19 protein-coding genes are annotated in these 22,101 nt (G+C 75.4%); 5 read left to right on the top strand and 14 right to left on the bottom strand.

Features of this window, described 5'->3' with window-relative positions; all coding sequences use genetic code 11:
* Positions 1 to 38 precede the first annotated feature (38 nt).
* From ACK586_RS09875 to ACK586_RS09865, 3 genes are all read right to left on the bottom strand, one after another.
* Positions 39 to 809, bottom strand: a complete 771-nt coding sequence (locus ACK586_RS09875) for a YqjF family protein (RefSeq protein WP_409330303.1) — start codon at positions 807 to 809, stop codon at positions 39 to 41.
* Positions 810 to 891: 82 nt separating this feature from the next.
* Positions 892 to 5,823 carry an NAD-glutamate dehydrogenase gene (locus tag ACK586_RS09870; RefSeq protein ID WP_409330302.1) on the bottom strand — a complete coding sequence of 1,644 codons (4,932 nt, stop codon included), beginning with the start codon at positions 5,821 to 5,823 and terminating at the stop codon, positions 892 to 894.
* Positions 5,824 to 5,898: 75 nt separating this feature from the next.
* Positions 5,899 to 6,267, bottom strand: a complete 369-nt coding sequence (locus ACK586_RS09865) for a phage holin family protein (protein ID WP_409330301.1) — start codon at positions 6,265 to 6,267, stop codon at positions 5,899 to 5,901.
* A 189-nt stretch (positions 6,268 to 6,456) separates the two neighbouring features.
* Here ACK586_RS09865 and ACK586_RS09860 point away from each other — a divergent pair, with 189 nt between their 5' ends.
* Entirely contained in the window at positions 6,457 to 7,644 is a 1,188-nt protein-coding gene (locus ACK586_RS09860; RefSeq protein ID WP_409330300.1) for an ATP-binding protein, read from the top strand.
* Between the two features lie 37 nt (positions 7,645 to 7,681).
* A complete protein-coding gene (locus tag ACK586_RS09855; RefSeq protein WP_409330299.1) occupies positions 7,682 to 8,434 on the top strand; it encodes a ZIP family metal transporter in 753 nt (250 codons plus the stop codon).
* Between the two features lie 56 nt (positions 8,435 to 8,490).
* Here ACK586_RS09855 and ACK586_RS09850 read toward each other — a convergent pair whose 3' ends face one another.
* Entirely contained in the window at positions 8,491 to 10,215 is a 1,725-nt protein-coding gene (locus ACK586_RS09850; RefSeq protein ID WP_409330298.1) for a SpoIIE family protein phosphatase, read from the bottom strand.
* Positions 10,216 to 10,356: 141 nt separating this feature from the next.
* Between ACK586_RS09850 and ACK586_RS09845 the strand changes: the two genes are divergently transcribed.
* On the top strand, positions 10,357 to 10,815 hold the full coding sequence (locus ACK586_RS09845) for an ATP-binding protein (RefSeq protein ID WP_409330297.1): 459 nt from the start codon (positions 10,357 to 10,359) through the stop codon (positions 10,813 to 10,815).
* A gap of 311 nt (positions 10,816 to 11,126) precedes the next feature.
* Here ACK586_RS09845 and ACK586_RS09840 read toward each other — a convergent pair whose 3' ends face one another.
* The 10 genes from ACK586_RS09840 to ACK586_RS09795 form a co-directional block, all read right to left on the bottom strand.
* A complete protein-coding gene (locus ACK586_RS09840) occupies positions 11,127 to 11,630 on the bottom strand; it encodes a hypothetical protein (protein WP_409330296.1) in 504 nt (167 codons plus the stop codon).
* Positions 11,627 to 11,989 (bottom strand): response regulator, encoded by a 363-nt coding sequence (locus tag ACK586_RS09835; protein WP_409330295.1) that lies wholly within the window; start codon positions 11,987 to 11,989, stop codon positions 11,627 to 11,629. The genes ACK586_RS09840 and ACK586_RS09835 overlap by 4 nt, the downstream gene beginning before the upstream one ends.
* 27 nt (positions 11,990 to 12,016) lie before the next feature.
* A complete protein-coding gene (locus ACK586_RS09830) occupies positions 12,017 to 12,493 on the bottom strand; it encodes a chemotaxis protein CheX (RefSeq protein WP_409330294.1) in 477 nt (158 codons plus the stop codon).
* Positions 12,490 to 12,861: a response regulator gene (locus ACK586_RS09825; protein ID WP_409330293.1), complete on the bottom strand. Its 372-nt coding sequence runs from the start codon at positions 12,859 to 12,861 to the stop codon at positions 12,490 to 12,492. Before ACK586_RS09825 ends, ACK586_RS09830 begins: the two co-directional genes overlap by 4 nt.
* Positions 12,862 to 12,875: 14 nt before the next feature.
* Positions 12,876 to 13,700, bottom strand: coding sequence for a CheR family methyltransferase (locus tag ACK586_RS09820; RefSeq protein ID WP_409330292.1), 825 nt, complete (start codon positions 13,698 to 13,700; stop codon positions 12,876 to 12,878).
* A complete protein-coding gene (locus ACK586_RS09815; RefSeq protein WP_409330291.1) occupies positions 13,697 to 14,821 on the bottom strand; it encodes a protein-glutamate methylesterase/protein-glutamine glutaminase in 1,125 nt (374 codons plus the stop codon). Before ACK586_RS09815 ends, ACK586_RS09820 begins: the two co-directional genes overlap by 4 nt.
* 489 nt (positions 14,822 to 15,310) lie before the next feature.
* Positions 15,311 to 16,195, bottom strand: coding sequence for a hypothetical protein (locus ACK586_RS09810; RefSeq protein WP_409330290.1), 885 nt, complete (start codon positions 16,193 to 16,195; stop codon positions 15,311 to 15,313).
* 219 nt (positions 16,196 to 16,414) lie between these two features.
* Positions 16,415 to 16,882 carry a chemotaxis protein CheW gene (locus ACK586_RS09805; RefSeq protein WP_409330289.1) on the bottom strand — a complete coding sequence of 156 codons (468 nt, stop codon included), beginning with the start codon at positions 16,880 to 16,882 and terminating at the stop codon, positions 16,415 to 16,417.
* Position 16,883: 1 nt separating this feature from the next.
* The gene (locus ACK586_RS09800; RefSeq protein WP_409330288.1) at positions 16,884 to 19,310 is read right to left on the bottom strand and encodes a chemotaxis protein CheW; all 2,427 of its coding nucleotides are present in this window, start codon (positions 19,308 to 19,310) and stop codon (positions 16,884 to 16,886) included.
* A 482-nt stretch (positions 19,311 to 19,792) separates the two neighbouring features.
* Positions 19,793 to 20,365 carry a 1,2-dihydroxy-3-keto-5-methylthiopentene dioxygenase gene (locus tag ACK586_RS09795; protein WP_409330287.1) on the bottom strand — a complete coding sequence of 191 codons (573 nt, stop codon included), beginning with the start codon at positions 20,363 to 20,365 and terminating at the stop codon, positions 19,793 to 19,795.
* Between the two features lie 309 nt (positions 20,366 to 20,674).
* On the opposite strand from ACK586_RS09795, the gene ACK586_RS09790 reads away from it, so the two are divergent.
* A complete protein-coding gene (locus ACK586_RS09790; protein WP_409330286.1) occupies positions 20,675 to 21,778 on the top strand; it encodes a substrate-binding domain-containing protein in 1,104 nt (367 codons plus the stop codon).
* A 17-nt stretch (positions 21,779 to 21,795) separates the two neighbouring features.
* Positions 21,796 to 22,101, top strand: a 306-nt coding sequence (locus ACK586_RS09785) for an ATP-binding cassette domain-containing protein (RefSeq protein WP_409330285.1), incomplete at its 3' end; no start/stop codon positions are given.

Here is a 22,101-nt window from a genome sequence, read left to right as displayed (position 1 = left end):
ATCGGAAACGCCCGCGAAGCCCGCCTGCGGTCCGCGCGTCACGCAGGCCCCGTGACGACGACGTCGCCGCGGACGCGCGGGCCGAAGCGGACGTCCACGCCCGGGGAGAACAGCACGCTGTCCGGCGGCCCGGTGACGGGGAGGCCCGCCGCCGCGGTGAGGTCGTCGGCCCAGCCCAGGAGGGTGGCGCGGTGCAGCGGCCAGGCCGGGTGCTCGTTCGGCCAGTAGCGGGTGCGGCCCCACGCGCTCTGGTGCAGCCCCCACCGGCCGGTGAGGAAGGCCGCGAGCGGATCCGGCGCGGCCAGCGGGGCACCGACGCGCAGCTGCACGCGGCTGACGGCCCCGCGGGGTCGGGGCCAGCGCCGCCGGGAGGTGTAGGTCAGCACGTCCCGGTCGCGCTCCAGCCGCATCCGGGCCCACGTGTAGGGCAGCCGGGCGATCCAGCGGGCGACGAGGACCGTCGGCAGCCGCTCGACCTCCAGGGACCGGAAGACGACGCCCCGGCGACCCCGGTCGTCCACCGAGTAGAGGCGCACGTTGGTCTCCAGGAACGAGCCCACCCACGGCAGTCCCGGAGTGCCCAGCAACCCGATCCGGTGCATCCGGAAGGGGACCAGACCGACGTAGGTGACCCCGCCGAGCACGTCGGGCCGCGTGCCCCGGGGGAGCAGCGGCGCCACCCGCGCGGGGTCCACGGCCCAGTGCAGGAAGGCGACGTCGCGCCAGCCCTGGGTGAACAGGGTCCGACCGGCGGGGCGGGGGGCGGTGGCGGTGACCGGCTCGGGCTGGGCCGGCAGGAGCGCGGACACGCTCCCAGGATCCCCGCTCCCCGTGCCCCCTCCCCTCCCCTCCGGCGGCGATCACGGGCACGTCGCCGCGGACACGCGGGGGCTACCTGCGGCGGAGGCCGCGCAGCGTGCGGACGGCGACGAGCAGCTCGGCCAGCTCCTGCCGGTCCCCGCCGGCGAGGTCGGCGAGCTGGGCGGCGGCGCGGCGCTGCGCGGCGTCCCAGCCCTCGGCCCAGCCGGCCACCAGCCGCGGAGCATCGGCGCCGGCCGCGGCGTCGGCGACCACCTCCGCCGTGAGCGCGGCCTCCTCGGCGGCCAGGTCGTCGCGCAGCGTGGCGCGGGCCAGCGAGGGCCAGCGGCGGTCACGGGGCAGCGCGGTCACCAGCTCGCGCAGCGGCACCAGGCCCAGCCGCTCGGCCAGGCACTGCATGACCCGGCCGGCCAGCTCGATCGGCGCACCGGTCCGCTCGGCCACGACGGCCAGGTCCAGCGCCGCGGGGACCAGCGGGGCGGCCGCCACCTCGGCGGCGAGCTCCGCCGGGACGCCGGCCGCGCGCAGCCGCTCGGTGCGCTCGGCGTACGCGGTGGCCTCCGTGCCCAGCAGCCAGCCGGGCAGCCCGGTGCGCACGGCCGCCACCGGCCCGGCGAAGCGCGCCACCACCTCCCCGATCGGAGCCGGCCGGTCCCCGGCCAGCTCGGGCAGCCGCAGCAGCCAGCGGGTGGCGCGCTCGGCCAGCCGGGTGGCCTCCGTGCGCAGCTCCCCCTGGGTGGCCGCCGGCACGCGGTTGTCCAGCGCCCGCGGGGCGTCCCACAGGGCGTCGACCCCGAACACCGCGCGGGCCACCGCGTGCGCCCGGACGACGCCGGCGAGGTCCACCCCGGTCTCCTCGGCCAGCCGGAACAACCCCGTCACGCCCGCGGTGTTGACCGCCCGGTTGGTCAGCGCCGTGGCGACGATCTCGCGGCGCAGCGGGTGGCCGGCCACCGCCTCGGGGAAGCGCTCGCGCAGGGCGGTGGGGAAGTAGGCGGTCAGCAGCGGGGCCAGCGCCGGGTCGTCCGGCAGCGCGGACCGCAGGACGGCGTCACCGGCCTCGAGCTTGGCGTAGGCGAGCAGCACCGAGAGCTCCGGCCCGGTCAGCGCCTGCCCGTCCCGGCGCCGCTCGGCGAGCGCCCGGTCGTCGGGCAGCGCCTCGACCGCCCGGACCAGCCGCCCCGACCGCTCCAGCGCCCGGACGAACCGCTGCCCGGCGTCGAGCAGGCTGCGGGCGGCGGCGACCTCGCCGGCCAGCGTCGCGTTCTGCGCGTGGTTGTCGGTGAGGACGGCGACGGCGACCTCGTCGGTCATCTCCTGCAGCAGCGCCGCCCGGCCCTCGGCGTCCAGCGCTCCACCGGCGACGACGCCGTTCAGCGCGATCTTGATGTTGACCTCGTGGTCGGAGGTGTCCACACCGGCGGAGTTGTCGATGGCGTCGGTGTTGACCCGGCCCCCGGCGAGGGCGTACTCCACCCGGCCGCGCTGGGTCAGGCCGAGGTTGCCGCCCTCCCCCACCACGCGCACCCGCAGCTCGCGGCCGTCGACGCGCACGGCGTCGTTGGCCTTGTCCCCGACCTCCAGGTGGCTCTCGGCGGACGCCTTCACGTAGGTGCCGATGCCGCCGTTGAACAGCAGGTCGACCGGGGCGAGCAGGACCGCGCGGACGAGCTCGACCGGGGACAGCGAGTCGACGTCGTCGGCCAGGCCCAGGGCGGCGCGCATCGGCTCGCTGACCGGCACCGCCTTCGCCGTCCGCGGCCAGACCCCGCCGCCGGCGCTGATCAGCGCCGGGTCGTAGTCCGCCCACGACGACCGGGGCAGCGCGAACAGCCGGCGGCGCTCGGCGAAGGAGGTGGCGGCGTCCGGCGTGGGGTCGACGAACACGTGCCGGTGGTCGAAGGCGGCGACGAGCCGGATGTGCTCGGACAGCAGCATCCCGTTGCCGAACACGTCGCCGGACATGTCCCCGACGCCGACGACGGTGAACTCCTGGCTCTGCACGTCGACGCCGAGCTCCCGGAAGTGCCGGGTCACCGACTCCCAGGCGCCGCGGGCGGTGATGCCCATGGCCTTGTGGTCGTAGCCGACCGAGCCGCCGGACGCGAAGGCGTCGCCCAGCCAGAAGCCGCGCTCCAGCGCGACGGCGTTGGCCAGGTCGGAGAAGGTCGCCGTCCCCTTGTCGGCCGCGACGACCAGGTAGCTGTCGTCGCCGTCGTACCGGACGACGCGCTCCGAGGGGACGACGGCGCCGTCGCGCATGTCGTCGGTGATCGACAGCAGCGCGCCGATGAACAGCCGGTAGCAGGCCTGCCCCTCGGCGAGCTGGGCGTCGCGCGAGGGGTCGGCGGGCGGCCGGCGGACGACGAAGCCGCCCTTGGCCCCGGTCGGCACGATGACGGTGTTCTTCACCATCTGCGCCTTGACCAGGCCGAGCACCTCGGTGCGCAGGTCCTCGTGGCGGTCGGACCAGCGCAGCCCGCCGCGGGCGACGGCGCCGAAGCGCAGGTGCACCCCCATGACGCGCGGCGAGCTGACCCAGACCTCGCGCTCCGGGCGCGGCTGCGGCACGTCGGGCACCTCGGCCGGGTGCAGCTTCAGCGCCAGCGGGGCGGGCGGGGACGAGGCGCAGTAGTAGGTGGTCCGCTGGGTGGCGAGGACGGCGGCCAGCAGCGCGGTGAGCACCCGGTCGGCGTCCAGCGACTCGACCTCGCCGATCGCCCGGCGCAGCGACCCGACCAGCGCCTCCTGCCGCTCGCCGCGACCGGTCGCGCGGTCCGGGGAGAAGCGGGTCTCGAACAGCGCCACCAGCCGGGCGACGACGTCGGGGTGGGCGGCCAGCGTGGACTCGACGTAGGACTGGCCGAACGGCAGGCCGGCCTGGCGCAGCCACTGCACGTAGGCGCGGACGACGGTCACCTGCCGCCAGGTGAGGCCGGCGAGCAGCACCAGCGCGCCGAGGCCGTCGTCCTCGGCGTCGCCGCGCCAGACCGCCAGCACCGCCTCGGTGAACCGCTCCGGCAGGCTGCCGGCGAACGGCAGCTCGCCGGTGGGCGCGGACAGCCCGAAGTCGTAGATCCACGCGACGGGGGCGCCGATCCGGTCGATCTCGTAGGGCCGCTCGTCGACGACGTCCACGCCCATGTGCTGCAGCACCGGCAGCACGTCGGACAGCAGCAGCCGCTCGCCCACCCGGTAGACCGACAGCCGGGCCTCCCCGCCCTCCCGCGGCCGGCGCAGCCGCAGGCCGAGCTCCCCCGGCGCGAGCGTGTCGAGCCGGGCGAGGTCGTCGACGGCGGTCGCGGCGTCGAAGTCCTCCTGGTAGGCGACCGGGAAGGCGTCGGCGACCCGGGCGAGCAGCCGCTCGGCCTCCTCCGCGCCGGAGCGGGCGTGCAGGGCGTCGGTCAGCTCGTCGGTCCAGCTGCGGGCGGCGGCGGCCAGCTCGGTCTGCAGCGCCGGCACGTCGACGTCGGGCAGGGCGGGCCGGCCGCCCTTGCTGACCGGTGGCCGGACGACGAAGTGCAGCCGGGCCAGCACCGACTCGGTGACCCGGGCCGTGTACTCGATGCCGCTGCCCCCCAGGCGCTCCAGCAGCAGCTGCTGCAGGCGGGTGCGGACCTCGGTCGTGTACCGGTCGCGGGGCAGGTAGACCAGCGCCGACCAGAACCGGCCCCGGGGGTCGCGGCGCAGGAACAGCCGGGTCTGCCGGCGCTCCTGCAACTGCAGCACGCCGAGCGCGACGGGCAGCAGCTCGTCGGCCTCGACCTGGAACAGCTCGTCGCGCGGGTGGGCCTCGAGGAGGTCCACGAGCTCCTTGCCGGTGTGGCTGTCGACGGGCACCCCGGCACGGGCGACCACCTGGGCGACCCGCCGGCGTACCACGGGCACGTCGCGGACGCTGCTCGCGTAGGCGGCGGTCGACCAGAGGCCGGTCAGCCGGTGCTGGGACAGGGTGCCGTCCTCGCCGGGCAGCGTGACGGTGACGAGGTCGAGCCAGGCGCGGCGGTGGACGGTGGCCCGGGCGTCGGCCTTGGTGACGGCCAGCAGGGGCCCGCCCGGCAGCGCGTCGCCGTCCCCGGTCCGGGCCTCGGGCGGGCCCGTCCCGGCCGCCGGGTCGCTGCGGAGCACCCCCAGGCCGCTGCCGGGGACGGCCTTCTGGGCGCGCTCCCGGCCGGTGGGCAGCGCGACGTCGCGGGCACCGAGGAGCACGAAGTGGCCGTCGGCCAGCCACCGCAGGAACGCGGCGGCCTCGGCGGGGTCACCGGCGGGGTCGCCGTCGTCCCCGGGAGGCAGCCGGTCCAGCCGGTCGGCCAGCGCCAGCGCGCGGGCGCGCATCCGGTCGGCGTCCTCGTCGACGGCGCGGACGTCGGCCAGGACCGTGCGCAGGCCGCCGACCAGGTCGGCGGCGGCCTCGTCGTCCAGCGGGCCGTCCAGGACGACGGCCATCCAGGACTCGGCGAGCGCGTCGGGTCCGCACTCGACGGGGTCGGCGCTGTCGCAGAAGGCACCGATCCGGCCGGTGACGTCCCGGCGGACGACGAGCACGGGGTGGACGACGTGCTCGAGCCGGAACCCCTGCCGGACGACCTCGGCGGTGACCGAGTCGACCAGGTGGGGCATGTCGTCGGTGACCACGAGGACGACCGAGCGGCGGCGGTCGGCGCCGCCGCGGCGGGTGACCTCCACCGTCGCCGATCCCCGGGGCCGGACGGCGGCCAGCCGCAGGTGGTCCAGCGCCAGGGCGGCGAGCTCGGCCGGGTGCTGGCGGAGCACCTCGGCCGCCGGCTCGCTCCAGTAGTAGCGGCGGAACAGCCCGGGCAGGTCGGCGGCCGTGCACCCCGCGGGCAGGACGCCGGGCCCCGCCGCCTGCTCGGCCGCCTCCTCCAGCAGCCTGCGTTTCGCGTCGCGGGCGGCGTGGAGGGCGGCCAGCTCCGGATCGGCGAGCGGTGGGCGCCCCGGTCCGGGGCGCCCGGCCTCGGCGACGCTGCCGGTGGTGCGGACCATGGGAGCGACGCTAGCCCCGGGCCGGGGCCCCGGCACGTCGCCGGGCCGGCACCTCGGCGGCCCGGCGCGCGCCGGTCAGGAGCGGTCGAGGAGCTGGTCGGCCGCCCAGCCGCCGATGGCCAGCAGCAGACCGCCGAGGACGGCGCTGCCGAACCCGTCGACGGTCAGCCGGTCGGTGATCGCGGCCGTGAGCCCGAGCAGCGCGGCGTTGATGACCAGCAGGAACAACCCGAGGGTCAGGATGACGAAGGGCAGCCCGATGAGCCGCAGGACCGGCCCGACGATGGCGTTGACCAGCGCGAAGATCAGCGCGATCCACAGCCAGGTGCCGAACTCCCCCAGCGGGCCGTCGGGGTTGGCCACGACGTCGACCCCGTCGAGCAGGTAGGCGACGCCGTAGAAGACCCCGGCCATGAGCACGACCTTGAGCGCGAACTTGATCACGAGGACGACGCTAGCCGCGTCCCGCCCCGGTCGTCGGCAGGTAGCGCTCTCTACGGTCGTCTACCCGAGGGACTAGACCGACCGAGACGCCCCTCGAGACCCTCCGCCCCCACCGGCCCCGCGCGACACGCCTACGCCGTTCTACGGATGTCTACGGCCGGGGCTAGAGACCGCCATACGGTGCTCGACGTGGACCCCGTCCGGAACCCCTACGCCCCCGGCGCCGGTCAGCGCCCGCCCGAGCTCGCCGGCCGGGACGACGAGCTGTCGGCCTTCGACGTCGTGCTCGAGCGGATCGCGCGGGGGCGGCCCGAGCGGTCGCTGGTGCTCACCGGCCTGCGCGGCGTCGGCAAGACCGTGCTGCTCAACCAGCTGCGGTCGGCGGCCATCGGCCGCGGGTGGGGAACCGGCAAGATCGAGGCCCGGCCGGACCAGTCGCTGCGCCGCCCGGTCTCCTCCGCGCTGCACATGGCGCTGCGCGAGCTGCGGCACCCCGACCAGGACTCCATGGACGCCGTCCTGGCGACGGTGAAGGCCTTCGCCCAGCGCGCGGTGGGGGCCGACGCGAAGCTGCGCGACCGCTGGCAGCCGGGCATCGACGTCCCCGCGGCCAGCGGCCGGGCCGACTCCGGGGACATGGAGATCGACCTGGTGGAGCTGCTCAGCGACGCCGCGGGGCTGGCCGCCGACGTCGGCAAGGGCATCGCCCTGTTCATCGACGAGATGCAGGACGTGCAGGCCCCCGACGTGTCCGCGATCTGCGCGGCCTGCCACGAGCTGTCCCAGCAGGGCGCCCCGCTCATCGTCGTCGGCGCGGGCCTCCCGCACCTGCCGGCGGTGCTGAGCGCCTCCAAGAGCTACTCCGAGCGGCTCTTCCGCTACCTGCGCATCGACCGGCTCGACCGGGCGGCGGCCGACCGGGCCCTGCTCGCCCCCGCCGAGCGCGAGGACGTCGCGTTCGAGCCCGAGGCCCTCGACGCGCTCTACGCCGCCGCGGACGGCTACCCGTACTTCGTCCAGGCCTACGGCAAGGTCACCTGGGACGTCGCGGCCGGCTCCCCCATCACCGCCGCCGACGTCGCCGTGGCCGCCCCGGTGGCCGAGGCCGAGCTCGCCGTCGGCTTCTTCGGTTCCCGCTACGACCGCGCGACCCCGGCCGAGCGCGAGTACATGCACGCGATGGCCGAGCTCGGCGGGCCGCAGGGCACCGCCGTCGCCACCTCCGAGGTCGCCGTCTCCCTCGGCCGCAAGCCGGCCTCGCTGTCGCCCGCGCGGGACGCGCTGATCAAGAAGGGCCTGGTGTACTCCGCCGAGCGCGGCCAGATCGCCTTCACCGTGCCGCACTTCGGCCGGTACCTGCTCAGCCACCCGGACTAGGGGTTGCCGGGCGGTTGCGGCGGGCAACGGCCTCCCCGTGCCGGTGTGGGTGGAAGCGGGGCTGTGGGGGCTGCTCGGCGGGGCGGCGCTCGTGCTGGGTGCGCTGGTCGCCTGGTTCCTGCGGGTGCCGCAGGGCCTCATCGCCTCGGTCATGGCCTTCGGCTCCGGGGTGCTGATCTCCGCGGTCGCCTTCGACCTGGTCGCCGAGGCCGCCGACACCGGCGGGCTGGGGCCGACGGCCATCGGCTTCCTGGGCGGCGCCGTGGCCTACCTCGGCGCCAACGCCGTCCTGGCCCGTCGCGGCGCACGGCACCGCAAGCGCTCGGGGGACCAGCAGCCGTCGGAGGACGAGCAGTCCGGCAGCGGCGCCGCCATCGCGGTGGGGGCACTGCTCGACGGGGTCCCGGAGAGCGTCGTCCTCGGGCTGGGCCTGCTCAGCGGCGGCGGGGTCAGCGTCTCGGTGCTCGCCGCGGTGTTCATCTCCAACGTGCCCGAGGGTCTGTCCAGCGCGGCGGGCATGAAGCGCAGCGGGCGCCCGGCCCGGTACGTCTTCGGCATCTGGGGCGGCATCGCCGTGCTCAGCGGGCTGGCGGCGCTGGTGGGCTACCTGGCGCTGGGTGGCGCGGCGCCGGAGCTCGTCGCCGTCATCACCGCGGTCGCGGCCGGGGCGATCCTCACGATGGTCGCCGACACCATGATCCCCGAGGCGTTCGAGACGACGCGCACGTGGACCGGGCTGATCACCGCTGTCGGCTTCCTCGTCGCCTTCGCCATCGAGCGCGCGGGGTGAGCGGTCCGCCGGGGGACCGGCTCGCGGGCCCGGCCGGCGGACGCCGGCGCGGGGGCTCAGCGGGCGGCGGCGCGGGTGCGCAGGGCGAGGACGGCGACGTCGTCCTCGGCCCCGTCGGCCAGCATCACGGCCAGCAGCCGGTCGCACAGCTCCTCCAGCGGCCGGTCGCCGAACTGCTCGAGCAGCCGGCGCACCTGGTCGCGGCCGTCGTCCAGGGGCACCCCGCGGCGCTCGAAGAGCCCGTCGGTGAACAGCAGGACGGTGGCGTCGTCGGGGAGGTCGGCCGCGCCGTCGGCCCGCGGCCCCCGCCAGCCGATGCCCAGCGGCGGCCCGATCGGCGCGGTGAGGTCGGTGACCCGGCCGTCGGCGCCCAGGAGCATCGGCTCGGGGTGCCCGGCCGAGGACCACCGCAGCGTGCGGCCGCCGGCGCCGTCGTGCTCGATCCGGCAGACCAGCGCGGTCGCCATGGTGGGCACGGCCAGCCCCACCAGCGCGTGGTCGACCCGCCGCAGCACCCCGGCCGGCTCCTCCAGCCGGTCGAAGGCGATGCCGCGTACGAGGGTCTTCACCTGGCCCATCGCCGCCGCGGCCTCGATGTCGTGGCCCATGACGTCGCCGATGACGAGGACCATGTCGCCGTCGGGCTGCAGGAAGCTGTCGTACCAGTCGCCGCCGATGGACACCCCCCGGGTGGCGGCCCGGTAGCGGACGGCGGTCTCCAGGTGCGGCTGCTGCACCGGCGGCGACAGCAGCGACAGCTGCAGCCGCTCGGCGACCTGCTGGTTGGCCGCGGCCAACCGCGCGTTGTCCAGTGCCAGGGCGGCCCGGCGGGAGGCGACCTCGGCGGTGCGCAGCTCGACGTCGGTGTGCGGGCCGCGCTCGACGCCGTTCACCAGCGTGAGCGCGCCGAACTGCTCGCCGCGGGCCAGCAGCGGGAACGTGGCCACGGCGGCCACCTGCAGCGGCGCCAGCGCGTCCCGGGCGGCGTCGCTGCCCACCATCTGCTCGATGTGCGCGCTGGTCACCTGCGGGATGACGACCGGCTGGCCGCTGCGCAGCGCCGTCGGCACGGGAGCGGTGGGCCGGTTGCTGCTCACGCGGGCGTCGGCGTACCGGTGCATGGCCTCGACCATGGCGGGGTCGCGGTGTGCCCGGCCGACGTCTCGGCGCGTGCCGTCGGGATCCACGACGCTCACCAGGCACCAGTCCGCGAGCAGCGGGACGACCAGGCGGGCGAAGCGGCTCACCGCCTCGTCGGTGTCGAAGGTCGAGGTCATGGCCTGGCTGATGTCGCCGAGCAGCATGAGGTGCCGGCCGGCCAGCTCGGCGGTCGCCGCGGCCTCGGCGGCGCGCAGGGCGGCATCCGCGGCGCGACGGGCGGCCTCCTCGCGGGCGGCGACGGCGGCGACGCGCTCCTGCTCGGCCCGCTGGCGGTCGGTGACGTCGTCGTAGGTGACGACGAGGCCGGCGTCGGTGAGGAAGGCGTCGGCCTGGAACCACTTCTGCAGCGGCTCGAACCAGGCGACCGTGCGCCCGGACTCCCCCGTCTTGCGCACGGCGGTGTAGAGCTCCTCGAAGGGCCCGCCGACGGCCTCGGGGAACGAGTCCCAGACGCCCCGGCCGACCAGCGCCGCGACGGTGCGCCCCAGCACCGCGGCGCCGGCGGGGTTGACGTAGCGGAACCGCCAGTCCTCGTCGATCACGAGCAGCGGGCGGTCCATGCCCTCGACGGCCTGCGCCAACAGGTCGTCCGGCGGCGGGAGTGCCCGGTCCTCGATCACGGTGATCACTCTGCCCCATGCCTGCCGGCGCACGGGTCAGCCGGCCCGCGGACCACCCCGACGGGGATCACACGGTTGAGGCGTGACGGCGGTGGGAACCACCGGGGCATCCCAGAACCGGATGCTGACGGGGGCGAGGACATGAGTCGACTGGCGTGGCCGCTGCGGCCGCTGCCGGACGGCCGGGGCGAGATGTGGCGCTGGGACCTCGGGTCGCTCGCCGAGCTCCCGGCGGTGCGGGCGGCCCTCCGCGACCGTCTGGACGAGGTGGGGTTCCCCCGCGACCACGAGGACCCCGTGGCCGACCGGATGATCCTGGCCTTCGACGAGCTGGCGTCCAACGCGCTGCGGCACGGCGACCGGCCCGTGGTGGCCACGGTGATCGCCGGCAGCGGCGGCTGGATCCTCGACATCAGCGACCGTGCCCGCGACACCATGCCGACACCGGCCGTCGACCGCGACCCGGCCCAGGGCGGCCTGGGGCTGTACCTGGTGGCCCGGCTCTCGGTCGCGCACGGCTGGTACGTCGACGACCTGTGCAAGCACGTGTGGGCCTGCCTGCCCACGGCCATCGAGGACCGCGAGCCGGCGCTCAGCTGAACTCGATGCTCGCCGGGCCGGGTGGGGCCCGGAGGGCTCCGCGCAGGGACGGCGCAGGGGGCTCAGCGGCCGTCGGGGACGGCACCTGGCCGCGGTGGTCGACGGGCCGAGTGGGGCCCGGAGGGCTCCGCGCAGGGACGGCGCAGGGGGCTCAGCGGCCGTCGGGGACGGCACCTGGCCGCGGTGTCGTCCGGAGGACGACCATGCGATCGCGCCCGGGGCGGCGGGGCGCGGTGGGCCCTGCGCCGCCCCGGGGCAGCTCCTCAGGCCAGGGGTCTCCCGGCCTGCGAGGTGGTGCGTCTCGCTCGGTCTCAGGCCGCGCCGGACGGGATGACCAGCGACATGGCCCCCTTGCCGTAGCCGGGGATGTCGACCGACAGGTCGAGCCGGTTGAAGGCGGCGAGCATGCCCGCGATGTCGGCCGGGAGGTCGTCGCCCGCGGCGTAGAGCCGGTAGAGCTTCGAGTGCGGCGCACCCGGCACGTTGAGCAGCGCCGAGAGCACGTTGACGACCTCGTGCAGCGCCTCGGTCAGCATCGGCGTCAGCTCGCCGTCCTCCTCGACGGCGTCCTGGCAACCGCCGGGGGGCAGCATGGCCAGCGCGCCGCCGCTGTAGGCCGAGAACGCGAGGTCCATGACGCACAGCGCGTTGGTGTTCATCTGCGGGTCGACGTAGACCGCGACCGACACCGGCGAGCGCTCGGTCGGGGTGACCGGGGCGCCGGGAGCGACGGTGACGGGCTTGCCCACCAGGCTGGACAGCATGTCCTTGACGTCCTTGTTGGCGGGCAGGACGACGGCGAGGGGGGTGGTCACGAGATCACCCCGGCCAGGGCCTCGGTGAAGGTCTCCTCGTTGAACGGCTTGGCGATGAGGAAGAGCGCGCCGGCGTCGGCGGCCTTCCCCCGCATCTCCTCCGAGCCCTCGGAGGTGACGAAGCCGAAGGGCACGCTCGAGCCGGACGAGCGCAGCGCCTGCAGGCACTCCAGCCCGGTCATGTTCGGCATGTTCCAGTCCGACAGCACCAGGTCGGGGCTCTCGGACTGGACCTTGTCGTAGGCGTCCCGGCCGTCCTCGGCCTCGACGATGTCGTGGTCGTCGTAGCCGGCCTGGCGCAGGGTCCGGATGACGATCTGCCGCATGACACGGCTGTCGTCGGCGATCAGGATCTTCACAGTGGCACTCCGTTCCGTGTCGTGCTGTCAGTACTGGGCGGGGGTCCGGGGCGAGCCCTGGGCGGTGATGGTCAGGGGCTGACCGCGCCACAGGAACTCGACGCGGCAGGTGTCCTCGGGCGGGCCGGGGACGGGCGGGGTGCTCCCCGTCTCGGGCAGGCCGAGGACCGAGGGCCCGGGCAGGACGGCCTTGACGTTGCCGCCGACCACGTTGGCGATCTCGCCGAGCGCGTCCTCGACGTCCTCGGCCTCGAGCTGCGCCGGGGCGTGCTCGCGCAGCAGGGCGCGAGTCAGCTCGCCGGCGGTGCCGGTTCCGCAGGTGACGACGACGACGCCGTTCCACGGGCCGGTGACGGTGACCCAGGAGCTCGTCGTCCCGGCCGGCAGCGGCGCGGGCAGCGGGACGAGGAACTCCTCCTCACCGACCAGCGCCGACCACGCCTGCTCGGCGATCTCGGTGACCGTCGCCTCGTCCAGCAGCGAGGTGACCAGGGTGGCGTTCACAGGGCGACCTCCTGCGGGAGCAGGCCGAGCAGGGCGAGCTTGTCGGCCAGCGCGTCGGCGGTGAAGGGCTTGATGACGTACTCGTGGGCGCCGGCGGCCAGCGCGCGCACGATCTGGCCGTGCTCGCTCTCGGAGGTGACCATCATGAGCGTCACCGAGCGCCAGGCGGGATTGCTGCGGACGGCGGAGACGAACTGGAGCCCGTCCATCACCGGCATGTTCCAGTCGATCGTGCACATGTCGGGCAGCCAGCCCTCGACCAGCACGTCGAGCGCCTCCTGACCGTGGCCGGCCTCGCGGGTCTCGTAGCCGAACCCGGTGAGGGTCCCGCCCACGATGCGTCGCATGGCGCGTGAGTCGTCGATCACCAGAGCACGCACGATCAGGCCCCCTTCAGCGGGCGGTAGGCGGAGCTGCGGCCGAGGACGACCCGCTCCCAGGAGTCGTCGACACCGAGGGTGGTCTCGGCGGCGCCGAGGAACAGCCACCCGTCCGGCCGCATGAGCGACCGGACCCGGCGGAGGATCGCCTGCTTGGTCGGCAGGTCGAAGTAGATGAGGACGTTGCGCAGGTAGACCACGTCGAACGGGCCCATCCGCGGCAGCGCGGCCGCGAGGTTGCACTCGCTGGCCGTCACCATCCGGCGCAGCGCGGGGTTGACCTCCCACTCGGCGCCGGCCCGCGTGAAGTGGCGGACCAGCATCGGTGCGGGCAGGCCGCGGTTGACCTCGAGCTGGCTGAACCGGCCGGCGCGGGTGCGCTCGACCATCTCGCGGGAGATGTCGGTGGCCGTGATCGACACGCGCGTGGCGGCGTTGGGCAGCGCGTCCTGGAGCAGCATCGCGATCGTGTACGGCTCCTGCCCGCTGGAGCAGGCCGCCGACCAGACGTGCAGCCGCTCGTGCGGGGAGCGGGCGGCCTGCAGGGCCGGCAGCACCGTGGTGGTCAGGGCGGAGAACGGGTCGCCGTCCCGGAACCACGAGGTCTCGTTGGTGGTGAGCGCCTCGACGATCTTCCGCGTGTGCTCCGGGCTGGGCCGGTTGCGCACCGAGTCGACGAGCTGGCCGACGTCGGCCAGGCCCATCTTCCGGGCGATCGGCAGCAACCGGGCCTCGACCAGGTACTCCTTGCCCGGCTGGAGCACGATCGCGCTCTCCCGGTGGACCACCTGGCGGACCCAGTCGAAGCTGGTGGCGGTCAGGGTCATCGGACTCCTCCGGTGGCCAGCACGGACGCGCGGCCGGGCAGGGGGGACGGACGGCCGGCCGGGCCGGTGAGCCGCCGCAGGATCGTCTCGGCGATCCGGTCGAGCGGGAGGATCTCGTCGGCGAGGCCGGCCGAGGCGACGGCGCCGGGCATGCCCCAGACGACCGAGGTGGCCTGGTCCTGGACGACGACGGAGCCGCCGGCCTCGCGGATGCGGGCGGCGCCCTGCCGGCCGTCGGAGCCCATGCCGGTCAGGACGACGCCGAGCACCGCGCCGCGGTGGGCGTCCACCGCCGAGCGGAACAGCGGGTCCACGGCCGGCCGGCAGAAGTTCTCCGGAGGTCCCTGGGAGAGCGCCGTGGTCGCGCCGCGGGCGCCCGTCCGGATGGTCAGGTGGTGGTCGCCCGGGGCCAGGTGCACCGTGCCGGGGGCGAGCGGGGTGCCGTCGACGGCCTCGACGACCCGCAGCGCGCACAGGCGGTCCAGCCGCTGGGCGAACTGGCGGGTGAAGACCGGTGGCATGTGCTGCACGAGCAGCACGGGGACCGGCAGGGAGGCCGGCAGCGCGGGCAGGACCTTGGTGAGCGCCTCGGGGCCGCCGGTGGAGGAGCCGATGACGAGGATCTCGGGCTTCTCGACGGGCGCGGTGCGCGGCGCGGCCGGGCGGACCGGCGGCGGCGGGGCGGCCGGGCGGGCGGGGCCGGCGGTGACCGGCCGGCCGAGGAGCGCCTTGATCTTGGGGATCAACTGCTCGCGGACGCTCTCCATCGACTGCGCGACGCTGCCCACGTTGGCCGGCTTCGTCACGTAGTCGTTGGCACCGGCGGACAGCGCGTCGAGGGTGGCCGAGGCACCCCGCTCGGTGAGCGTGCTGAACATGATGATCGGCACGCGGTTGCGCGCCGCGCGGATGCCGCGGACGGCCTGGATGCCGTCGAGCTCCGGCATCTCGATGTCCATCGTGACCAGGTCGGGCCGGAGCTGCTCCACCTTGCCCAGGGCGATCCTGCCGTTGACGGCGGTGCCGACGACCTCGATCCCGGGGTCCTGGGAGAGCACGTCGGTCACGATCTTGCGGACGACGACGGAATCGTCGACCACGAGTACCCGGATCGGGTTCATCCGTCCTCCTGCTCCTGCCGGACAGCCGACAGGGGCTGCTGCTCGGTGTAGCGGCACCAGCGAGGAGGCCTTCAGTTCGGCCGCGCACAACCGGTTCCGGTCGGTGCGCATGCCACAGCTGCACCACCCGACACAGGAGTTGTCGGCCACCCCACACGCCGGCTGAAGCGCTGCCGCGCACTCGTTACGGAAGTCGCGCCGACCCCGGCCGGAGGTGGCGGCTCGGCGCCTTGTCGACTCGGGGGGCCGGTGACCGGCGGGCCGCTGAGCTGGTTCTTCCCGCTCGGCGGCCCGGTGGCCCGCCGGGGGCCCGGCCGCTCACCGCGTGCTGCTCGACCCGTGCCGACACCGTGCGCCGACGGGCAGCCGCGCGACCGGCCGTGGCGCCGACCGGCTCTCTTCACGGGCAGCGCGCAGTGGCGGACCGTTCAGGGGCCGGACCGGGCCGTGGGCGCACACTGCCCGTCGGGGCGGCCGGGGGCGCCGGGGTCAGGAGGTGGTGACCCGCTCCCAGGGGGCGAGCAGCACCGACAGCGCGGTCGTGTCCAGCAGGTCGCCCATCGTCAGCGCCTGCACCACGCCGGCGACGGCGTTCCACACGCCCTGCGCGCCGTCGCGGCCGTCGAAGCCGCCGTCGACGAAGGCCTGCACCGCCAGCAGCTGCGCCCCGGCCAGGACCCGGATCCGGCCCGAGACGTGCGCGGCCCACGCGGCCTCGTGCATCGCCCGGGCCCAGGGGCGGCGCTCGAGGCGGCCCTCGTCGACCGCCCGGCGCCACCGGGCCCGGGCCGCGTCGTCCTGGTCGCCCAGGGCGGCGAGGAAGGCCCGGACGTCGGCCGCGGCCGGACCCAGGTCCGGGTCGGCGGGCGGCACCAGGCCGGTGGCCGTGGCGAGCGCCAGCGGACCGGTGAGCTGCCGGCGCACCAGCGGCGGCAGCACGTCGGAGGCGAAGGACCCGATCACGGCGTCGCCCAGCACGTCGGCGGCCGCCGCGAGCAGGTCCTCGTCGAGGTCGGCGACGGCGGGGTGCTCGGGCCCGAGGACGTCGTCGCGCAGCACCCGCTCCACGGCCGCGGCGTCGCCGATCATCCCGCGCTCCAGCTGGTCGACCAGCACCGCGGCGCGGTCGCCGGAACCGGCCGACCGCAGGTTCGGCACGCCGGCGGCGAGCTCGCGGGCGCGTCGGGCGCGGACGGCGAGGACGGCGCGCTCGTCGCGGTCCCGGCCGGCCGAGGGGTGGGCCGCGGCGACCCCCTCGAGCGCGGCGGCGTCCGCGGTCAGCCCGGTGAGCAGGACCTCGGCCACCTGGCGGCCGAGCGGGAGGCGGACCAGGTCGAACCCGAGCGTGGCGGCGCTGACCAGCGAGTACGGCATGACAGGCCTCCAGGAGCCGGGACACGGGCTCGACCACTGTGACCGTGATCGGCGGGCAGCGCCACGTGCGGGTCACCCGTCGGTTGGAGACCGCGCTCCCGGGACTTGCGTGTCCAGGCCGGACGTGTCAGCGAGCGGTGACTGACGGTGACCGCCGCGGTGCCAGAACGCGCACCGGCCCCCGCACCGGGGTCGGTGCGGGGGCCGGTGGGGTGCGGCTCAGGCGCTGACGGCCTTGTGGACGTCGAGGGCGAGCAGCAGCTGGCCGTCGAGCTTGAACGCGCCGCGGATGAGGTCGCGGGCGGTGCCGTCGAGGGTGTCCGGCGGGGCCTCGAAGTCGGCCGGGTCGACGTCGACGACATCGGCGATGGAGTCCACGAGGAGGCTGACCGCCTCGCCGTGCAGCCGCACCACGATGACGACCGCGTCGGTGTCCTCCGACCGCGGCGGGCGGCCCAGCCGCTCGCGCAGCTCGATGGCGGTCACCACCTGCCCCCGCAGGTTGATCAGCCCGGCGACGGCCGCCGGCGCCAGCGGCACCCGGGTCAGGCTCTGGCTGCGCAGCACCTCCTGCACGTGCGCCACCTCCACGCCGTACAGGTCGCCGTCCAGCCAGAAGGTGGCCAGCTGCCCGCCGATGGCGGGGGCCGCGCCGTCGGGGGCGCGGGTCTCGGTCGCGGCAGTCACGTCAGACCTCCATCAGGGACGAGGGAACGCCCTGGGGCGTGGCGAAGTCGGTCCCGGCGCTGTAGAAGGCCGGGTCGGCGGCCAGGATGGCCGCGCGGACGTCGAGCAGCTCGGTGACCTTGTCGCCGAGGACGGCGGACCCGAGCAGGCCCATGTCGTCGATGTCGCTGCGGACGGCGGCCTCGCCGTCGACGATGTCGAGGATCTCCTCGACCACGATGGCGACGCTGCGGCCGTGGTCGCTGTAGACGATGACCTCGAGCACCTCGCGGTCGGCCTCGCCGTAGGCGCCCAGGTGCCGGTCGAGCCGGACGATCGGCAGGATCGCGCCGCGGTACTGGACGACCTCGCGGTTGCCCACGCGCTCGACGTTCTCCGTGCGCACCTGCTCGAGCCGGGTGACCGTGTCGAGCGGGATGGCCACGCGCCGGCCCCCGCCGATGGCCGCGAGCAGCATGCGCTGGCGCTGCGACTCGCTGTCGGCCGCGGCGACGGCGGCCGCCACGCGGGCCTCCTGCCGCTCGGCGCTCTCGGTGCGCAGCGCGCGGCGGGCCAGGGCCTGCACGTCGAGGATCAGCGCGACGGTGCCGTCGCCGAGCACCGTGGCGCCGGAGTACAGGCCGATCGCCTTGAGCTGGCCGCCGACCGCCTTGACGACGATCTCCTCGGTGTTGATGACACGGTCCACGACCAGGCCGAAACGGCGGCCCTCCGACCGCAGCACGGCGATCACCACGTGGCCGTCGTGCCGGTCGGAGGTCAGGCCGAGGACGTCGGTCAGCCGGACCAGGGGCAGCAGCTCGCCACGGAGCCGGTAGACCGGCGCGCCGCCGACCTCCTCCACGGCGTTGGCCGCCTTCTCGGCGTCCAGGCTGACCAGCTCCTGGAGGCTGATCTGCGGGATGGCGTAGCGGTCGCCGGCGCACTCGACGGTCAGCGCCGGGACGATGGCCAGGGTCAGCGGGATGCGCAGCCGGCAGACGGTGCCGGTGCCGGCGACCGACTCGACCTCGATGGTGCCGCCGATGGACTCGATGTTCGTCTTGACGACGTCCATGCCGACGCCGCGGCCGGAGACGTTGGTGACGGCGGCCGCGGTGGAGAAACCGGGCGCGAAGATGAGCTGCAGCACGTCGGTCGGGCTCATCCGGGCCAGCTGCGCGTCGGTGAGCAGGCCCTTCTCGACGGCCTTGGCACCGATCCGCGCCGGGTCGATGCCGCCGCCGTCGTCGGCGACCTCGACCACGACCTGGCCGCTCTCGTGCTTGGCCCGCAGGGTCAGCACGCCCTCGGCCGGCTTGCCCGCGGCGCGGCGGCGGTCGGGGGACTCGATCCCGTGGTCGACGGAGTTGCGGACCAGGTGGGTCAGCGGGTCCTTGACGGCCTCGAGCAGCGTCTTGTCGAGCTCGGTGTCCTTGCCCTCCATCTCCAGGCGGACGCTCTTGCCGCACTGGATGCCCAGGTCGCGGACGACGCGCGGCAGCTTGGACCAGATGTGGTCGATCGGCTGCATGCGCGTCTTCATGACGCCCTCCTGCAGCTCGCTGGCGATGAGGTTCAGCCGCTGCGAGGCCCGGACCAGGTCGGTGTCGTTGGACCGGCCCACGTACTGGACGATCTGGTTGCGGGTCAGCACGAGCTCGCCGACGAGCAGCATGAGCTCGTCGAGGAGGTCGACGTCCACCCGGATGGTGCTGTCGGCGACGGCGCGGCGCGCGCCGCCGTCGGCCGACGGCGCGTGCTCCGGCTCGGCGGCCTCGGCGGCCGGGGCGGGAGCCGGGGCCGAGGCGGGCGCGGGAGCCGAGGCGGCGGCCGGGGCGGGAGCGGGAGCCGAGGCAGCGGCCGGGGCGGGCGCGGGAGCCGAGGCGGCGGCCGGGGCGGGAGCCAGGGCCGGGGCGGCCTCCGGGGCCTGCGCCAGGGGCGCCTCGACGACGGGCGCCCCGGCGACCCCTTCCGCCGAAGTGGCCACTTCGGCGGACGAGCCTCCCGCCGAAGTGGCCACTTCGGCGAGGGGCTCGGCCATCGGAGGCGCCTCGGCGGGGCGGTCCTCCATCGCGGCGCTGATGTCGGCGACGACGGCGGCGACGTCGACGGTCCCCTCGCCGCCGGTGGCCTCGATCGAGGCCAGCAGCGACCGCACGGTGTCGACCATCCGCAGCAGCACGCTGGTGCGCGCCGGGGTCAGCTCCAGGGCGCCGTCGCGCAGCCGGGAGAGCATGTTCTCCCCGACGTGGGTGACCTCCTCGAGGCGGTTGAACGCCAGGAAGCCGCTGGTCCCCTTGATGGTGTGGATGGTCCGGAAGATGCTCGACAGCCGCTCCCGGGAGTCGGGCTCCTGCTCGAGGGCGACGAGGTCGGTGTCGAGCTGGTCGAGGTTCTCGTGGCTCTCGACGAGGAACTCCTCGACGATGTCGTCCAGACCGTCCACGGTGCCTTCTCTCTGTCGTGCGCGTCCGGCCCCTCGGGGGCCCGGGAGTTCTCTCGGTGGCCGGGCCCGGAAGGCCCTCGGGCCCCAGAAGGTAGGAGCCGTCCGCGGTCGTCATCGGCAGCCGCGGGGCGTGTCGGAACCGGCTCGGGGAGAAAGCGCGGTGACGGTCCCCCCGGCGGTCGACAAGGCGATGACCGCTCACCGAGCCGCGGCGCGAGACCCCCGGCGCGAGACCCCGGCGCGCGCCCACCGGGGACGCCGAGCGTTGTCCCCGGTCCGGCCAGGACGCGGGGTGGAACGGCCGCGGCGGGGCCAACGCTCCGGCGAGCCGACGACGGGGCCGATGGCTGGAGCTCGGCGCCGGCTCCACGCCCGCTCAGACGTGCGACGCGCAGGCGGTCGCGCCCAGGGACGCAGCCGCAGGGACGCAGCCCCACGGGCGGGCTCGGCGGCCCCCGGCCGACCGGCCGGGGGCGGACGGCTCAGCGGGCGGCGACGATCTCGTCGTAGGTGGGGAAGGAGCGGGAGACGTCGCTGCCGGTGAAGTCGCCGACCCAGCCCTCGTCGTCGTGGAAGAACCGCACCGACACGTAGTCGGGGTTGGTGCCCATGTCGAACCAGTGCGTCGTGCCGCCGGGCACCGAGAGCAGGTCCCCGGCCTCGCACAGGACGGCGTGCACCCGGCCGTCGACGTGCAGGTAGAAGATCCCCGAGCCGGTGGCGAAGAAGCGGTCCTCGTCGTCGACGTGCGTGTGCTCGTCGAGGAACTTGGCGCGCGCGGTGCGCACGGTCTCCTGCCAGGAGGGGTCGTCGCTGGGGTGCATCTGGACCACGTCGACGAGCGTGTAGCCCTCGGCGGCGGTCACGCCGTCGATCCGCTCGCGGTAGGCGGACAGGACGTCGTCCTGGGTCGGGACCTCCGGCAGCTCCTGCACCGGCCACTGCTCGAACCGCACGCCGATGCCCTTGAGGGCGGCGGTGATCTCCGCGGCGTCCTCGGTGCGCAGTTCCGGGGTCTCGGGGGCGTCCTCACGCCACACGGTGAGCAGGGTCACGGTTCCACCTCGGAGCTCGGGTTTCCGGCACGCCGGACTGGCCTCCTACTATCCAACGCGTGACCGGTCCGGCGCCACTGGCCTCCGGCAGCGATGCTGCCCGGACGCTGTCGCGCGCCGTGAACGCCCCGGTCCACCCGGCGGTGTGCCCGGAGCTCTGTTGCGCCATGCCAGGGCCCCGGGTCTCGCGTTCGCAGCACGCGTGAGGCCCCGGCGCGGCGGGCAGCCGCGCCGTGAGGGGCCCGCCTGCAGTGCGCAGCCCCCGCTCACCCGGGCCGCCGTGGCCCGCCGCCCTCCCGAGGAACCCCCATGTCCCGCTCGACCCGGTACCCCCTGCTCGTCGGCGCCGCCGTCCCGCTGCTCGTCCTCGCCGCCTGCTCCCAGTCCGACGGATCCGGCGGCGGCTCCGCGGAGGCCGCCCCCCGCACCACCCAGGCCGCGACGGCCGACGCCCCCGCCCCCTTCGCCGACGGTCCGGTCGAGGTCGCCCTGGTCCGCCAGAGCGGCGCGGGCGACTACTTCGAGGCCTGGGGCCGGGGCGCGCAGGCCCAGGCCGCGGCCGCCGGCATCGACCTGACCGTCACCGACGCCCGCAACGACAACGCCCGGCACGCCTCGGACCTCGAGCGGGCCATCGCCGCCGGGCCCGACGCGATCATCGTCGACCACGGGCAGACCGACACCATCGCGCCGCTGGTGCAGGAGGCGCTCGACGCGGGCATCACGGTCGTCGTCTACGACCTCGAGCTGCCCCCGATCGACGGCGTCGTGGTCACCAGCCAGAGCGACGCCAGCATGGCCGAGGGCGTGCTGGACCAGCTGGTGGAGGACGTCGGTGACGGCGCCGCGGTCGGCTACGTCTCGGCCACCGGCTTCGCCCCGCTCGACCGCCGCGCCGCGGTGTGGGAGACCTACGTCGCCGAGCACGGTCTGGACCAGCGGTTCTCCACCGGTGAGGTCACCGAGTCGACGGCCACCGACAACATCCCGCTGGTGGACGCCGCGCTCCGGCAGCACCCGGACGTCGAGGCGATCTTCGCTCCGTACGACGAGATCGCGAAGGGTGCCGTGCAGGCGGTGAACCAGAACGGCCTGAACGACAGCGTGCGGATCTACGGCATCGACATCTCCAACGCCGACATCGAGGTCATGACCGCCGACGGCAGCCCGTGGGTCGCCACCTCGGCCACCGACCCGACGCAGATCGGCGGCGCCGTGGTCCGCGTGACCGCGCTGGAGCTGGCCGGCCAGCTCGAGGAGGACGAGATCCAGTTCCCGGCGGTGACGGTGACGCAGGACTTCCTCCGGGAGAACGACATCACGACGGTCGCCCAGCTGGTCGAGCAGGAGCCGGCGCTGCGGCTGGACGACGTCGCGGTGGCCGACTGGCTGCCGAACAACGCCGCGTCCTGATCGACGGCGGCCGGCACGTGCGCACCGCGGCGGTGTCCCTGCGGGGCATCGGCATGTCCTTCGGCGCCCACCGGGTCCTCGACGGCGTCGACCTGGACATCGCCGCGGGCGAGGTGCTGGCCCTGCTCGGCGCCAACGGCGCCGGGAAGTCCACGCTGATCAAGGTCCTGTCGGGGGTCCACGCGGGCCACGACGGGACGATCCGGGTCGAGGGCGCGCAGCGGCGGGTGGACTCGCCGCTGCGCGCCCCCCACGCCGGCATAGCCACCGTGGACCATCCGGTGCACGACGGGGTGGTCCCCCGCCTGTCGGTCGCCGACTAC

Source organism: Trujillonella humicola (genome assembly GCF_046233715.1).
In the GTDB taxonomy this organism is placed as follows: domain Bacteria; phylum Actinomycetota; class Actinomycetes; order Mycobacteriales; family Geodermatophilaceae; genus Trujillonella; species Trujillonella humicola.
This window is presented reverse-complemented; position numbering and strand designations above follow the sequence as displayed.